This window comes from Parasphingopyxis sp. (assembly GCF_028279465.1).
Taxonomy (GTDB): domain Bacteria; phylum Pseudomonadota; class Alphaproteobacteria; order Sphingomonadales; family Sphingomonadaceae; genus Parasphingopyxis.
The window spans coordinates 14,302-28,935 of sequence record NZ_JANQNS010000003.1 but is presented as its reverse complement, the minus strand read 5'-3'; the positions used below and the strand labels follow the sequence as shown (position 1 = coordinate 28,935).

At 62.9% G+C, this 14,634-nt stretch carries 15 protein-coding genes; 8 read left to right on the top strand and 7 right to left on the bottom strand.

Going from position 1 to position 14,634, the window contains the following annotated elements:
* Positions 1 to 147: 147 nt before the first annotated feature.
* On the top strand, positions 148 to 1,404 hold the full coding sequence (gene rho / locus Q0974_RS01075) for a transcription termination factor Rho (protein ID WP_299321589.1): 1,257 nt from the start codon (positions 148 to 150) through the stop codon (positions 1,402 to 1,404).
* 15 nt (positions 1,405 to 1,419) lie between these two features.
* Positions 1,420 to 2,142 carry a TerC family protein gene (locus Q0974_RS01070; RefSeq protein ID WP_299321588.1) on the top strand — a complete coding sequence of 241 codons (723 nt, stop codon included), beginning with the start codon at positions 1,420 to 1,422 and terminating at the stop codon, positions 2,140 to 2,142.
* On the opposite strand, the gene Q0974_RS01065 is transcribed toward Q0974_RS01070, so the two are convergent.
* From Q0974_RS01065 to Q0974_RS01050, 4 genes are all read right to left on the bottom strand, one after another.
* On the bottom strand, positions 2,139 to 3,032 hold the full coding sequence (locus Q0974_RS01065) for an aspartyl protease family protein (RefSeq protein ID WP_299321586.1): 894 nt from the start codon (positions 3,030 to 3,032) through the stop codon (positions 2,139 to 2,141). The genes Q0974_RS01070 and Q0974_RS01065 overlap by 4 nt on opposite strands.
* Before the next feature lie 64 nt (positions 3,033 to 3,096).
* Positions 3,097 to 3,495 (bottom strand): nuclear transport factor 2 family protein, encoded by a 399-nt coding sequence (locus tag Q0974_RS01060; RefSeq protein ID WP_299321583.1) that lies wholly within the window; start codon positions 3,493 to 3,495, stop codon positions 3,097 to 3,099.
* Positions 3,492 to 4,199 carry a dienelactone hydrolase family protein gene (locus tag Q0974_RS01055; protein WP_299321581.1) on the bottom strand — a complete coding sequence of 236 codons (708 nt, stop codon included), beginning with the start codon at positions 4,197 to 4,199 and terminating at the stop codon, positions 3,492 to 3,494. The genes Q0974_RS01060 and Q0974_RS01055 overlap by 4 nt, the downstream gene beginning before the upstream one ends.
* Complete coding sequence (locus Q0974_RS01050; RefSeq protein ID WP_299321579.1) at positions 4,187 to 4,663, bottom strand: methylated-DNA--[protein]-cysteine S-methyltransferase; 477 nt, start codon at positions 4,661 to 4,663, stop codon at positions 4,187 to 4,189. The genes Q0974_RS01055 and Q0974_RS01050 overlap by 13 nt, the downstream gene beginning before the upstream one ends.
* Before the next feature lie 55 nt (positions 4,664 to 4,718).
* Here Q0974_RS01050 and Q0974_RS01045 point away from each other — a divergent pair, with 55 nt between their 5' ends.
* The 6 genes from Q0974_RS01045 (at position 4,719) to Q0974_RS01020 (ending at position 10,535) form a co-directional block, all read left to right on the top strand.
* The gene (locus Q0974_RS01045; protein ID WP_299321575.1) at positions 4,719 to 4,952 is read left to right on the top strand and encodes a DUF6489 family protein; all 234 of its coding nucleotides are present in this window, start codon (positions 4,719 to 4,721) and stop codon (positions 4,950 to 4,952) included.
* A 10-nt stretch (positions 4,953 to 4,962) separates the two neighbouring features.
* Positions 4,963 to 6,267 carry a tRNA uridine-5-carboxymethylaminomethyl(34) synthesis GTPase MnmE gene (gene mnmE / locus Q0974_RS01040; protein WP_299321572.1) on the top strand — a complete coding sequence of 435 codons (1,305 nt, stop codon included), beginning with the start codon at positions 4,963 to 4,965 and terminating at the stop codon, positions 6,265 to 6,267.
* Positions 6,268 to 6,339: 72 nt separating this feature from the next.
* Positions 6,340 to 8,196 (top strand): tRNA uridine-5-carboxymethylaminomethyl(34) synthesis enzyme MnmG, encoded by a 1,857-nt coding sequence (gene mnmG / locus Q0974_RS01035; RefSeq protein WP_299322121.1) that lies wholly within the window; start codon positions 6,340 to 6,342, stop codon positions 8,194 to 8,196.
* A 4-nt stretch (positions 8,197 to 8,200) separates the two neighbouring features.
* Complete coding sequence (gene rsmG, locus Q0974_RS01030; RefSeq protein ID WP_299321570.1) at positions 8,201 to 8,839, top strand: 16S rRNA (guanine(527)-N(7))-methyltransferase RsmG; 639 nt, start codon at positions 8,201 to 8,203, stop codon at positions 8,837 to 8,839.
* Entirely contained in the window at positions 8,836 to 9,618 is a 783-nt protein-coding gene (locus tag Q0974_RS01025) for a ParA family protein (protein WP_299321567.1), read from the top strand. The genes rsmG and Q0974_RS01025 overlap by 4 nt, the downstream gene beginning before the upstream one ends.
* A gap of 11 nt (positions 9,619 to 9,629) precedes the next feature.
* Positions 9,630 to 10,535, top strand: a complete 906-nt coding sequence (locus tag Q0974_RS01020) for a ParB/RepB/Spo0J family partition protein (RefSeq protein ID WP_299321564.1) — start codon at positions 9,630 to 9,632, stop codon at positions 10,533 to 10,535.
* 11 nt (positions 10,536 to 10,546) lie between these two features.
* Here the strand turns inward: Q0974_RS01020 and holA are convergent, their stop codons facing one another.
* Genes holA through leuS form a run of 3 tightly spaced genes read right to left on the bottom strand, consistent with a single transcriptional unit; the run spans position 10,547 to position 14,634 of the window.
* A complete protein-coding gene (holA, locus tag Q0974_RS01015; RefSeq protein ID WP_299321563.1) occupies positions 10,547 to 11,572 on the bottom strand; it encodes a DNA polymerase III subunit delta in 1,026 nt (341 codons plus the stop codon).
* Positions 11,573 to 12,118, bottom strand: coding sequence for an LPS assembly lipoprotein LptE (gene lptE, locus Q0974_RS01010; RefSeq protein WP_299321561.1), 546 nt, complete (start codon positions 12,116 to 12,118; stop codon positions 11,573 to 11,575).
* On the bottom strand, positions 12,115 to 14,634 hold the full coding sequence (gene leuS, locus Q0974_RS01005) for a leucine--tRNA ligase (RefSeq protein WP_299321557.1): 2,520 nt from the start codon (positions 14,632 to 14,634) through the stop codon (positions 12,115 to 12,117). The genes lptE and leuS overlap by 4 nt, the downstream gene beginning before the upstream one ends.

The following is a 14,634-nucleotide window of genomic DNA, read 5'->3' as shown; positions in this document are numbered from 1 at the left end:
CGCGTTGCGCTTGACTTGATCCGCCGCGCCACCTAATTCGCAAGCCAAGCAACCGCCGCCTCTCCTTGTGCGGCGCGATATGTTTCCGGCGCATCTTTCTCAGGCACCGACGCTTCTCCACATTCTATTTTCCGCCAGGAATCCATTATGCATCTCAAAGACTTGAAACAGAAAAAGCCGGCCGAGCTCGTCAAGATGGCCGAAGATCTCGGCGTCGAAGGCGCGTCCACGCTGCGCAAGCAGGATCTGCTCTTCGGCATCCTCAAAGCCGAGAGCGAAAATGGCGAACAGATTATGGGCATGGGCACGATCGAAGTGCTGCCCGACGGGTTCGGCTTCCTGCGCAGTCCCGAAGCCAATTATCTCGCTGGCCCCGACGATATCTATGTCTCGCCCAATCAGGTCCGTAAGTTCGGCCTGCGCACGGGCGATACGGTCGAGGGCGAAATCCGCGGGCCGAAGGATGGCGAACGCTATTTCGCGCTGACCAAGGTCACCGAGATCAATTTCGATGATCCTGAATATCTGCGTACGCGCGTCAATTTCGACAATCTCACGCCGCTCTATCCGGACGAGAAGCTGACGCTCGACAGCGCCGATCCGACGGTGAAGGACAAATCGGCGCGGGTCATCGATGTCGTCAGTCCGCAGGGCAAGGGCCAGCGCGCCTTGATCGTTGCGCCGCCGCGCACGGGTAAGACGGTGCTGCTGCAGAATATCGCCAAGGCGATCACCGACAATCATCCCGAAGTCTATCTGCTCGTCCTGCTGATCGACGAGCGGCCGGAAGAAGTGACCGATATGCAGCGCTCGGTGAATGGCGAGGTCATCTCCTCGACCTTCGACGAACCTGCCCAGCGCCACGTGCAGGTCGCCGAGATGGTGATCGAAAAGGCCAAGCGCCTCGTCGAGCACAAGAAGGACGTCGTGATCCTGCTCGACTCGATTACGCGCCTCGGCCGCGCTTATAACACGGTCGTGCCGAGCTCGGGTAAAGTGCTGACGGGCGGTGTCGATGCCAATGCGCTGCAGCGCCCGAAGCGGTTCTTCGGCGCCGCGCGCAATATCGAGGAAGGCGGCAGCCTCTCGATCATCGCGACCGCGCTGATCGATACGGGCAGCCGCATGGACGAGGTGATCTTCGAAGAGTTCAAGGGCACGGGCAACTCGGAAATCGTGCTCGACCGCAAGGTGTCCGACAAGCGCATCTTCCCGGCGCTCGATGTCGGCAAATCGGGCACACGTAAGGAAGAGCTGCTCGTCGAAGCCGATACGCTCTCGAAAATGTATGTGCTACGCCGTATCCTCATGCAGATGGGCACCGTCGATGCGATGGAGTTCCTGCTCGACAAGATGAAGGATTCGAAGACCAACGAGGATTTCTTCGATTCGATGAATCAGTAAGACGGCGCACATTCGATGATCGACCTGCTCTCTTTGGTTTCCGCAGCCGAGCCGGGTCTCGGTTCGCTGTCGGATATCTGGCAGGCGATCGTCCATGATTTCAGCAATCTGAATTCGCCGTCGGCGATGGCGGCCTTCGGTCAGGTCGTGCTGATCGATCTCGTCTTCGCCGCCGATAACGCAATCGTCGTCGGCGCGCTGGCGGGCGGACTGCCGGCCGATCAGCGCCGCAAGGTGATCATCATCGGCATTACCGCCGCGCTGGTCATGCGTATCTTCTTCGCGCTGATCGTTAGCGTGTTGCTTGGGATCGTCGGCCTGATCCTCGCGGGCGGGCTGCTGCTTCTCTGGGTCGCGTGGAAATTCTGGCGCGAATTGCGACATGAGGGAGAATCGCCGGGGTCAGCGGAGATTGCCGGCGACGAGCATTCCGGCCTGAAACCCGCGCGCAGCTTCTGGGGCGCCGTCTGGGCCGTGACGGCGGCCGATGTCTCGATGAGCCTCGACAATGTGCTCGGCGTCGCGGGCGCGGCGCGCGATCATCCAGGCATTCTCGTCATCGGGCTGTTGCTTTCGGTCGCCCTGATGGGCCTCGCGGCGAATATCATCGCCCGCTATATCGAGCGCTACAAATGGATCGCCTATATCGGCCTGCTTGTCATTCTCTGGGTCGCGGTACGGATGATCTATGAGGGCACGATCGATCCCGAAGTCGGGTTGATGACTCTCTTCGCCTAATCCGAGGCGCGTTCGACAAGCAATCGATCGCGCGGATAATCGACGATGAAGCGGCGGTCCGAGAGCATTGCCGCGCTCAGCAGCATCGCCGGACCATCGCCGATACCGAGCGCATCGAAGATCGCGAGATCGGTCACGCCAATCCGCGTCCAGCCGAAAGCGAGATCGCCGATCGACAGGCGGCTGATATCGATCTGATGCATCTCCTGGACATGGCCGGACGCGCCGCCGATGGCCGAGCGGGACGCACTGTCCGGAAACAGCCGCAATCCGATCGCGCGGGCAGCTGCCGGGTTGACGATATTCTGCGCCGCGCCGGTATCGAACAGCGCCGGCATGCGCGCCCGCCCGATCGTCACCTCGAGAATCAGCAAGCCATCATCCCGTTCGTGAAACGGGATGATGGCCCATCGGTCCTCGCCGTGCGCAGGATCGAGTCTCGGGTCGAGCAGCCGAAATCGGCCATGGCGGTTGTCGAATTCCAGGACGTGATCGCGCAAAATGTCCGCGCCGACCAAGCCATCCACTGGCCCGATATCGGCACTGCGCGGGAATTCGAACGCCGTAAGCTGGCGATAGTCGCGCGTACCGAGGCGTAAGCTGGCAAGCCTGTGATAGTGCGTTGCGGTCCGGCCGGTCGAACCGCTGAGGCGGGCCGGCGCGCCGCGACCGGCGAGGCCGAGCCTGCGGACTGTTTCGCGGGAGAGCATCGTTTTGCTCGCCGCCGTATCGACGATGAAACGCCCCTCGACCGCGTCGTTAAGCGTGACCGGGATTTGCGGCAATCCGTGCCACGGCGCCTCAAGCGCAAGACTTGCGCCGCGTTGCGCATGGGTCGCTGTGCCAAGCGCAAGCAGCAGGATGAAGAGGAATCTGCGGAGCGATGCCATCGCCGCACCGTAGCGCAGGCGGCGCCCTTACGGTAAAATTCGTTTCAAGAAAGAGGGTTAATGCCTAGCCGGCCTGTTTTTCGAGCTGCGCACCCATCATCTTCCAGAGCATGTTGATCGCCTTCAATGGCCGCACCATGACCTTGAAATCGTCGATCTGGCCGTTCGCATTCCAATGGATAAGGTCGATGCCATTGATGTGAATACCGTCGATCTCGGCGGTGAACTCCAGCATCGCATTGTCGCCATCGACGAGCGTCCGGACATATTCGAAACTGCCATTACCGAACACGGTGTCGGCGGCCGTCAGATAGGCGAGCGTAAGATCGATGCCGCGTTGCGGCGTGTGGACGACGGGCGAGTGGAAGGTCGCATTGTCGGCAAGTAGCGGGCGGAGGCTTTCCGCGCTCCGGTCGCCCTCCATATGATCGAACCAGCGCTGCAGTCGCGGATCGCTTGTCATCCGAGATGCTCGGCAAAAAAGGCTTCGGTCCGGCTATCCGCCAGTTTGGCCGCTTCGTCATCCCGGCGATCGCCAAACTCGGTCGCAAAGCCATGATCTAGCCCGTCATAGTCATGCAGCGTAACCTTCGGGTGTTCATCCAGGCCTTCGTGCATGGCGGCCTGGGCCTCGGCGGGGACGAAGCCGTCGGCGGTCGGGATGTGCAGCAAGACGGGATGCGCAATCGCGTTTTTCTCGCCGAGCAGCCCGTCGATGCCCACACCATAATAGCCGACGCTGGCGTCGATATCCGTGCGCGCGGCGGTCATGAAAGCGAGCCGGCCGCCCAGGCAATAGCCGACGCATCCGACCTTGGCGCGGCTCTCGCCACCAATCTCTTCGCGCGCCGCATGGATCGTCGCTTCGATATCGCGGACGCCCTGATCCTGATCGAACTTACCCATGAGGTCGAGCGCTTCCTGGAATTCGGCTTCGACATCGGGGTCGAGATCCGTATCGCTGTTGATCCGCCAGAAGAGATCGGGCGCCAGCGCGAGATAGCCATGCGCGGCCCAATGGTCGCATTTCGCGCGAATGCCCGGATTTACGCCGAAAATCTCCTGAATGACGATAATCGCCGCCTTGGCGTCGCCGTTCGGCGCTGCGCGATAGACGGGAAAGCTTTCGTCTCCGCTTAGCGTCGGAATGGTAATCATGCTGCCCATTGGCCGGCCTCCTGCTTGTTCTCATGCGTCAAAAGGAATCGCTTGGTCGGTATACCGTCCCCGCCCGAATAATACCCGATTTTACCGCCTGCGGCGACGACCCGATGGCAGGGAACGATCAACGGCAGCGGATTGTGGCTGCACACGCGGCCGATGGCGCGCGGCCCCGAACCGGTGCGCCGCGCCACCTCGCCATAGCTTTGCGTTTCGCCATAGGGGATCGCCATGACGGCCTGGCGCAACTCATTGCCGCGCGCCGTCGATGCCGGTTCCAGCGGCAGATCGAACTGCCGGAGCGCGCCGGCGAAATAGGCGTCGATTTGCTTGCGTGCTTCCCGCAGCAGCGGATGATCGCTGGTATCGGGTTTTGCCGAGGCGCCGAGCATATCGACCGAAACCAGCGCATCGCCGCTGGCGGAAATCGAGATCGCCCCGATCGGGCTTGCGATAATATGACAGGTCATGGACGCGGTTTCGCGCATTGCCTATGGAAAGGCCAGCATTTTGAGGAGTCCGCGCATGAAAGTCACCGTCGATGTCGATTGTTCGCCCGAAGAAGCCCGCCGCTTTCTCGGGCTTCCCGACCTGACTCCGGTCCACGATCTCTATCTCGACAGGATGAAGGAGACGATGGAGGAGGGGATTACACCGGACACGATCGAAAAGCTCATGCGCAGCTGGGGGCCGATGAGCGAGGCCGGACTCTCGATGTGGACACGCTTCTTCGATCAGATCAGCGGGACGAAAAAGTGATCCGGCCGCCATGGCGGTAGCCGGGGACGACAGCGCGACGATCTTTGCGCTGTCGACGGCCGGGCTGCCGAGCGCGATAGCCGTTATCCGGGTTAGCGGCCCGAAGAGCGGACCGGCGCTCGAAACGCTTAGCGGGCGTTTGCCGGAGCCGCGCCGGGCGTCGCTGACACTCTTGCGCGATCCGGCGGATGGCGAACCGATCGACCGCGGTCTTGTTTTGTGGTTTCCCGGACCGGACAGCGCGACCGGCGAAGATCTGGCCGAATTTCACGTTCATGGTAGCAAGGCGGTTGCCGCTAAATTACTGAATGTTTTGGGAAATATGCCGGGTTTGCGCGTCGCCGAAGCCGGGGAATTCACGCGCAGAGCTTTTTTGAATCAGCGGATGGACCTCTCCGCGGTCGAAGGTCTGGGCGATTTGCTCGCGGCCGAGACCGAGAGCCAGCGGCGCCAGGCACTGGCGATGGCCGAGGGCGGATTGGCGCGACATATTGCCGCTTGGCGCGAGGCATTGCTGATGGCGGAGGCGCGGCTCGAGGCCGTCCTCAACTTCTCGGACGAAGGGGATGTCGAAGAGGGTGACGAGCGTTTTGCGCTGGAGCAGGCGCAGAGCGTTCACAATGAAATTTTGGAGCTACTGGAACGGCCGCCGGCCGAGCGAATACGGGATGGCGTGCGGGTTGCGCTAGCCGGCCCACCCAATGCCGGCAAGTCGACTTTGTTCAACGCGCTGATCGCGCGCGAGGCGGCGATTGTCTCGGCGACGGCGGGGACCACGCGCGACGTGATCGAGGCGCCGGTCGAGATTGACGGTATCGCGTTTCTGTTCAGCGATACGGCCGGGTTGCGGGACAGCGGGGACGCCATCGAAGACGAGGGTGTCAAACGGGCGATATCGACCTCGGAGCAGGCCGATATCATCCTGTGGCTTGGCGATGCGGGTGAGGCGCCTTCCCAGGGCAATGTGCTGAAGCTTCACCCGCGTGTAGACGAGCAGGGGCGGTCGGAAAGCAGCGATCCCGGGATAATCACGATCTCCGCGAAAACCGGCGAGGGCATGGATCAATTGCGGAGCGAGTTGTTGCAAAGGGCGCGGGCGCTATTGCCGCAGCAAGGCCAGATTGCGCTTTACCAGCGGCAACGACAGGCGCTTCGGGAGGCGGCGGGGCTTTTGGCGACCGCTGCGCCGGGCGATTGGGTTGTTCTGGTAGAGACGCTCCGCCAGGCGCGCGCTGTGCTTGATCGATTGACGGGCCGTGGCGGCGTCGAGGATATGCTCGATGCGCTGTTCGGGCGGTTCTGCATTGGCAAGTGAGTCCTGTTTCACGTGAAACATCTTGGAGTCCGTGCGACGCGCTGATACAGGCGCGCCATGGCGAAAAACGCGATTCCTGAGCGCTATGACGTGATTGTCGTGGGCGGCGGCCATGCCGGCTGTGAGGCGGCTGCCGCTGCGGCGCGGGTTGGCGCGCGCACGGCACTCGTTTCGATGCGCAAGGATATGATCGGCGCCATGTCCTGCAATCCCGCAATTGGAGGATTGGGCAAGGGCCATCTCGTACGCGAAGTCGATGCGTTTGACGGCCTGATCGGCCGCGCATCTGATGCGGCCGCCATCCATTATCGGATGCTCAACCGCAGCAAGGGCGCGGCAGTGCGCGGGCCGCGCATTCAGGCGGACCGCAAACTCTACCGGGCCGCGATCCATGAGATGCTGAATGAGACACCGCTGCTCGATATCGTCGAAGCGGAAGCCACGGCACTCGATCTGGCGGAAAACGGACGGACCGTGCGTGGGCTTGTCGTAGACGGTCATCAGACTCTCGCGGGCACATCCGTCATTCTCGCGACCGGTACCTTTTTGGGCGCGAAACTGCATTTCGGCCTCGAAAACGAAGCGGGCGGGCGCGTTGGTGAGCGGGCAGCGACGGCGCTGGCGGAACAGCTTTATGCGGCGAAACTGCCAATGGCGCGGTTGAAGACCGGGACGCCGCCGCGGCTCGACGGGCGCACGATCGATTGGGCGGCTCTCGATGTTCAACCATCGGATGAGGATGGCTGGACGATGGCGCTGCGGACCGAGGAGCGGCGGAATCCGGCGCTATTCTGTGCGATTACGCGGACCAACCGGCGAACCCATGACATCATCCGGAACGCGCTCGACAGGTCGCCGCTTTTCTCTGGCGAGATCCAGGGCGAAGGTCCGCGCTACTGCCCGTCTATCGAGGATAAAATCCATCGCTTCGGCGATCGCGACGGGCATCAGATTTTTCTCGAGCCCGAGGGCTTGGACGACCCGGCGGTCTATCCCAACGGCATCTCGACATCCTTGCCGGCCGATGTGCAGCGCGATTTTCTGCGCACGATCGCGGGTCTCGAAAAGGTCGAGATCGCGCAGCTCGGCTATGCGGTGGAATATGATCATGTCGATCCGCGCATTCTCGGGCATGATCTCGGAGTACGATCGATGCCGGGCCTGTATCTTGCCGGGCAGATCAATGGCACGACCGGCTATGAGGAAGCGGCGGCGCAGGGCTTGGTTGCGGGCATCAATGCGGCCCGGTTCGCGCGCGGTGAATCCGTCGCAACCTTCGATCGCGAGACCAGCTATATCGGGGTGATGATCGACGATCTCGTCCTGCAGGGTGTCACCGAGCCCTATCGGATGTTGACCGCGCGTGCCGAATATCGGCTGCGTCTGCGCGCGGACAACGCGGCGACGCGACTCAGCGAAAAGGCGCTGACATGGAACTGTCTCGGCGATGCCCATAAGGCCGTGATCGCGCGCCGCAATACGCAGCTCCATGACGTCAGAGTCGCGATGGAGCAATCAGTAACGGCGGCACAGGCCGAGGATGCCGGCATAGCGGTTGGGCAGCATCGCGAAACCCGGTCGCTGGCCGATTGGCTCACACTGCCGGGCGCCAATGTTGTGGGCATCAAGGCGCTGGCGCCGGGCTGCGCAGCGCATGATGACGATGTCGTGAGCGAGGTCATCGAAGATATCCGCTACGCGCCCTATCTGGAGCGGCAGGCTGCCGAAGTTGCGCGGCTCGGCACGGACGAAAATATCCGGATACCGCAGGGTCTCCGCTATCGCGATATCGCCGGCCTATCCAATGAGATGGTCGAGCGGCTGGAAATGGCGCGCCCGTCGACGCTCGCTGAAGCGGTGCGTATTCGCGGGATAACGCCGGCCGCCTTGGCCGCCATATTGGTCCATACGCGTCAACGCGCTGCGTGACCGCATGGACGAACGCGCCGTCCGCCAATGGCTCGCCGAAGAGCTCGATGTTTCACGTGAAACATTCGAAAAGCTGGACCTTTTCGTATCCCTGTTGGAAGTCGAGTCCCGCAATCAGAATCTCATCGCCAAGTCGACGATGGAGATCGTGTGGGAGCGCCATTTACGCGACTCTGCGCAACTGCTGATGCTCGCCGACCCTGCATTGCGCTCGGGCCGTTGGATCGACCTGGGTTCAGGGCCGGGATTGCCCGGCATAGTCCTCGCACTGATCGGCGATATGGCGATGACGCTGGTCGAGGTCCGCAAAAGACGCGTCGAATTTCTGCAGAGCGCGATCGAGCGTTTGCAGCTCGGCCATCGCGTGCGCGTCGAGGGTCGAAAGCTTGAGCGGGTCGAGACGCGGCCCATGGATGTGATCACGGCGCGGGCTTTTGCTGCGCTGCCTCAACTTTTCGCCTTGGCGCACCGCTTTTCGCATGCCCATACGCAATGGATCCTGCCAAAGGGGCGGCGGGCGCAAGAAGAACTGGAAGCGGCGCGCGGAACATGGCAGGGTGATTTCTCGCTTGAGCCGAGTCTGACCGATAGCGACGCATTCATCATTGTGGCGCATAAAGTGAAGCCGAGGAGACGTTCATGATCCGCATCGCGATTGCCAACCAGAAGGGCGGTGTGGGCAAGACGACGACGGCGATTAATCTCGCAACCGCGCTCGCGGCCTCGGGTTGGAAGGTGCTGCTTCTGGACCTTGATCCCCAGGGTAATGCCTCGACCGGTCTCGGAATCACGCATGAGCAGCGCGCGCTGTCGAGCTATGATCTGCTGACCGGCCAGGCCACTGTGGAAGACTCCGCGACCGCGTCCCGCGTTCCGCGCCTTGATGTCGTACCCGCAACGGTCGATCTGTCCGGCGCCGAAATCGAGCTTGTCGATTATGAAGCGCGCACCGAGCGTCTCGATAGGGCGCTGTCCGACGCACCCGCTTCGCGTTGGGATATCTGCCTTATCGACTGTCCGCCATCGCTGGGCCTGCTCACGATCAATGCGCTTGTCGCAGCCCCGTCGCTGCTCGTGCCGCTGCAATGCGAATTTTTCGCACTGGAAGGATTAAGCCAACTTTTACAGACAGTTGAGCGGGTTCGTGAGCGGTTCAATCCGGATATTTCGATCTTCGGCGTGGTTCTGACCATGTATGATCGGCGCAATAACCTGTCGGGCCAGGTGGCCGAGGATGTGCGCGCCGTGCTCGGCAAGCTTGTGTTCGACACCGTCATTCCGCGCAATGTGCGGCTGTCCGAGGCGCCGAGCCATGGCATGCCGGCCCTGATCTACGATTATCGCTGCCCCGGCTCCGAAGCCTATATGGCGCTGGCGCGCGAAACGATCGCCCGCTTGCCCAAAAAAGCGGCAGCCGCCTGAAAGACATAAGCATGAGCAACGGAAAATCTTCGAAAAAAGCGCCGGCCAAAAAGCGGCCGAGCGGGTTGGGTCGCGGCCTCTCGGCCCTGATGGGCGAGGTCGAGAAAGAGGCCCCCGTCAACGCCGCGCCGGACGAGGGCGCCGTCCAGATGCTGCCGGTTGGCAAAATCGCGCCGCATCCCGATCAGCCGCGCCGGCATTTCGACGAGGAGGCGCTGGGCGAGCTCGCGCGCTCGATCGAGGCGCGCGGCATGATCCAGCCCATTGTGGTCCGGCCGCAAGGCATGGGATTTCAGATCGTAGCGGGCGAGCGGCGCTGGCGGGCCGCGCAAAAAGCGCAGCTGCATCAGGTGCCGGTCATCGTCCGGGACTTCGACGACGCCGAAACGCTGGAGATCGCGCTGGTCGAGAATATCCAGCGCGAAGACCTGAACGCGATCGAGGAAGCCGAAGCCTATAAGCGGCTGATCGACGATTTCGGGCACAGCCAGGCCGCGCTCGCCCGGCTCGTGCACAAATCGCGCAGCCATGTCGCCAATCTCTTGCGGTTGCTGGATCTTCCCGAAGCCGTGCGGGCGATGGTCGTGTCCGGCGAACTCGATATGGGCCATGCGCGGGCGATTATTTCCGCGCCCGATGCCGAAGCGCTGGCCCGGCTGATCGCCGCGCAGGGGCTTTCCGTGCGCGAAGCGGAGGAGCTGGCGCGCCGCGCCAAGCCGGGCGGCGGCGACCGGCCCCGCAAGGCTGCAAAAGAACGCGATGCGGATATCGTCGCGCTCGAACGCCAGCTCAGCGATGCCATCGGTCTCAAGGTCGCCATCGACTATAACGGGAAAACGGGCGTCGTCGGCATCGCGTATAAATCGCTCGACCAGCTCGATCTGATATGCCAGCGGCTTTCCGGAGAAAATATCTAACAATCAGTAATTTAGCGTAGGGATCGGGCCTTTCGGGCGATCGCGAAAAGCTCTTCGTCTGCCGCGATCAGGCCGGGGCCACCCGAACTCTTCAGCGCGCGCTCGGTATCGCTTGCGCGATTGATGGCGATCGCCAACGCATCGCTGCGCCACCGCTCGAGCTGGTCCGTGACCACCGCCTTGTCTTTCCAGAAAATCGCGCGCCCGGCCTTGGCGATGACCGACTGTGCGCTATTGCCCCGCTCGACATCGGCGCGGAGCTTGGCCAGCAGCATCAGGCGGCGCAGCACGGCGCGCAGCAGCGGAATGCCGGTCAGGCCTTCGCTGGCGAGTTGCGTGAGTTCCCGGTCAAGCGCCGCCAGATCGCCCGACAGCACGAGATTGGCGAGCCGCGACAGATCGCCTTCGTCGCTATTGGCCGCAAGCGCATCCAGCGCATCATGATCGACACGGCGGGGCCGGTCGGGTGCCGCGTCTAGGTACAGCGCCAATTTGGTGAGCTCGCTGCCGAGAATGGCTCGGTCGCCATGACATCCGCGCGCGAGTCGCCCGGCGACATCGGGCGCAATCTGCAGACCGGTTTCCTGCGCCATTTCGATCACCAGCCGGTCGGCGTCGCGGCCTTCCGGCGCATAGCTGGCAAAGGCCATGGCGGCCTCGTCGGCGAACGCCAGTTTCACAAGCTTGTTCGTCGCCCGCAAGGCTCCGGCGATCGCCACGACCGGATTGCCGGCCGTTTCCGCTTCGAGCAGCGCCTCAACCGCCGCGAAAATCTCATCGCCGGCCGAATCGATCCGGATAAAACGTGCGCCGCCGAACAGGGAGATCGCCGCGGCCTCGTCGGCCAGCTTCGCCGGGTCGGACTTGAGTTCGGGGCCTGTCAGATCGACGCGTTCGGCATCCTCGCCCATCGCGTCCGCTAGGCTGGCCGCGAGCGATTCCGAACCGGATCGATCCGGGCCGTAAAGCAGGTAGAAGCGAATATCGGCCGTTGGCGCCGCGAGCGCCCGGCTGATCTGGCCGCGATTGGCCTTCATCTAGGGCAGTTCCGTATCGGCCACGGGTTCCGGTGCTGGATTACCCGCCTGCTGTTCGGCCCGCCGTGTCGCGTACAGCGCGATACGGGCCACGATCTGATCAGCGACCTGCTCCGTCAGTCGCTCCAGCGCCGAATCCTCGGCCGCGATCGTCGCGTATTCGGACGAAACAACATCGACGCCCGCGTCCGAGCCCGCCGTCGCGTCAAGTAATACCGTGCCGCGGTCGATGGTGACGAGTTGGAAGCGCGCGCGCAGCGTCCGCCGTTCGCGAGTCACGGCATTGTCGGCGCGCACACCGAACCCTTCGATGCGGTCGTCGAGCGTCACTTCGAGCCGGTAGCGCGGCGTTTCGCTCCCCACCGCGCCCAGCCGCTGGGCGAGCGCGCCGCGCATCAGATAACCGGCACGGCCCGGTATTCCGCCGATTTCGACTGCGCCCAGCGTTTGCCGCGCCGGCGATTCCGCGCCGCCATAGAGCGGTCGCAAACCACATGCCGAGAGCAGCGTCATCAAAACCAGGCCAAGGGCGGCGATCCGTATCACGCGACGATATTTACCAGACGATCGGGCACGACGATAATCTTTTTGGGCGTTCCACCATCAAGCTGTCGCGCGATCTTCTCCGATCCGAGCGCCAATGCTTCGAGATCGGCTTTCGACGTGCCTTTGGCGGCGGACAGCGTATCGCGCAGTTTTCCGTTCACCTGCACGGCGATCGTCACTTCGTCTTCGACCAGCAGCGCCGGATCGGCCTCGGGCCAGGGCGCATCGGCGACCATCCCGGTCTCGCCCAGCGCCTGCCAACTTTCTTCGGCCAGATGCGGCGCCATCGGCGCGACGAGGCGCACGATGGTGCGGATCGCGGTGTCGCGGCTTGCGCTCGGCTGGGCCTTTTCGATCGCGTTGGTGAGTTCGTAGATTTTGGCGACGGCCTTGTTGAAGGACAACGCCTCGATATCTTCGCCGATCCCGGCAATCGTCTGGTGCAGCTTGCGGTCGAGGCTTTCATCGACACCTTCACCGCGTGCATTGCCCTCGATCAGCCGCCAGAGCCGCTGCGTAAAGCGCCAGGCACCTTCGATGCCGGCTTCGGTCCAGGGCAGGTCGCGCTCGGGCGGGCTGTCCGACAGCATGAACCAGCGCACCGCGTCTGCGCCATATTGGTCGACGATGGGATCGGGATCGACGACGTTCTTCTTCGATTTCGACATCTTCTCGATACGGCCCGTCGTCACGGGCGTGCCGTCTTCGACATGCACCCAGTCTTCGCCGTCGCGCTGCACTTCGTCCGGCGATAGCCAGCTGCCATCGCCGTGCTGATAGGTTTCGTGCGTGACCATGCCCTGCGTGAAAAGGCCTGCAAACGGCTCTTTCACGTCGAGCATGCCGGTCCGGTTCAGGGCCCGCGTCCAGAAGCGTGCATAGAGCAAATGCAGGATCGCATGTTCGACGCCGCCGATATACTGGCCGACCGGCAGCCAGGCCTCGGCTTCGGCCCGGTCGAACGCTTTGTCGTCGGGCTGGCTCGCAAAGCGGATGAAATACCAGCTGCTGTTGACGAAGGTGTCGAGCGTATCGGTTTCGCGCAGCGCCGCTTCTCCGCATTGCGGGCAATCGACATGTTTCCAGGTCGGGTGCCGGTCGAGCGGGTTGCCGGGTTTTTCGAAATCGATGTCATCGGGCAGGGCGACCGGCAGTTGGTCGCGTGGCACCGGCACCGCGCCGCATTCGGGGCAGTGGATGATTGGGATCGGAGTGCCCCAATAGCGCTGGCGCGAGACGCCCCAGTCGCGCAGCCGCCATTCGGTCGTGCCCTCGCCCCATCCACCCTCTTCGGCGCGGGCGATAACGGCGCTCTTCGCCGTCTCGACGTCCATGCCGTCGAGAAAGCGTGAATTGACGAGGGGGCCGTCGCCCGAAAAGGCCTCGTCGCCGTCGAATTCGGAATCCGTTGTGTTGCCGTCTGCGACTACACGGCGGACGGGCAGGCCATATTTACGCGCGAAATCCATGTCGCGCTGGTCGTGCGCCGGTACGCCGAATATCGCCCCCGTGCCATAATCCATGAGCACGAAATTCGCGATATAGACGGGCAGTTCCCATTCCGGCTCAAAGGGATGCGCGGCGCTCAGGCCCGTATCGAAGCCCAGCTTTTCCGCGCTTTCGATATCGGCCGCCGACGTACCGCCGGACTGACATTGCGCGACAAAGGCGGCCGCATCCGGGTTCTTCGCCGCCACGGCGTCGGCGAGCGGATGATCGGCGGCGACGGCCACGAAGCTCGCGCCGAAAATCGTATCGGGCCGGGTCGTGAAAACCTGGAGCTGGCTCTGCCCGTTGACCGGCTCGCTGAGCGTAAAGCGAAAGCGCAGGCCGCGGCTCTTGCCGATCCAGTTTTCCTGCATCAGTTTCACCTTGTCCGGCCAGTCGTCGAGCTCGTCGAGACCGGCGAGCAGGTCCTCGGCAAAATCCGTAATCTTCAGGAACCATTGGCTGAGCTTGCGGCGTTCGACCGGCGCGCCCGAGCGCCAGCCCTTGCCGTCGATCACCTGCTCGTTGGCGAGCACGGTCATGTCGACCGGATCCCAGTTTACCACGCTTTCCTTGCGATAGACGAGGCCCGCCGCGAACAGATCAAGGAACAGCGCCTGTTCATGGCCATAATATTCAGGTTCGCAGGTCGAAAGCTCGCGCGTCCAGTCGAGCGCGAAGCCGAGCCGCTTGAGCTGGCCGCGCATCGCCTCGATATTGGCGCGCGTCCATGCGCCGGGATGAACCTTCTTTTCCATCGCCGCGTTCTCGGCCGGCATGCCGAATGCGTCCCAGCCCATCGGGTGCAACACTTCATACCCCGTCATCCGCCGATAGCGGGCGAGCACATCGCCCATCGTATAGTTGCGGACATGGCCCATATGGATGCGCCCCGACGGGTAGGGGAACATCTCCAGCACATAGCTTTTCGGCTTGGCGGCTGCGGAATCGGCGGCGAAAGTACCGGCCTCTTCCCAGGCTTTCTGCCATCGTTGGTCCACCGCTTGCGGATTGAAGCGAGACGGCAT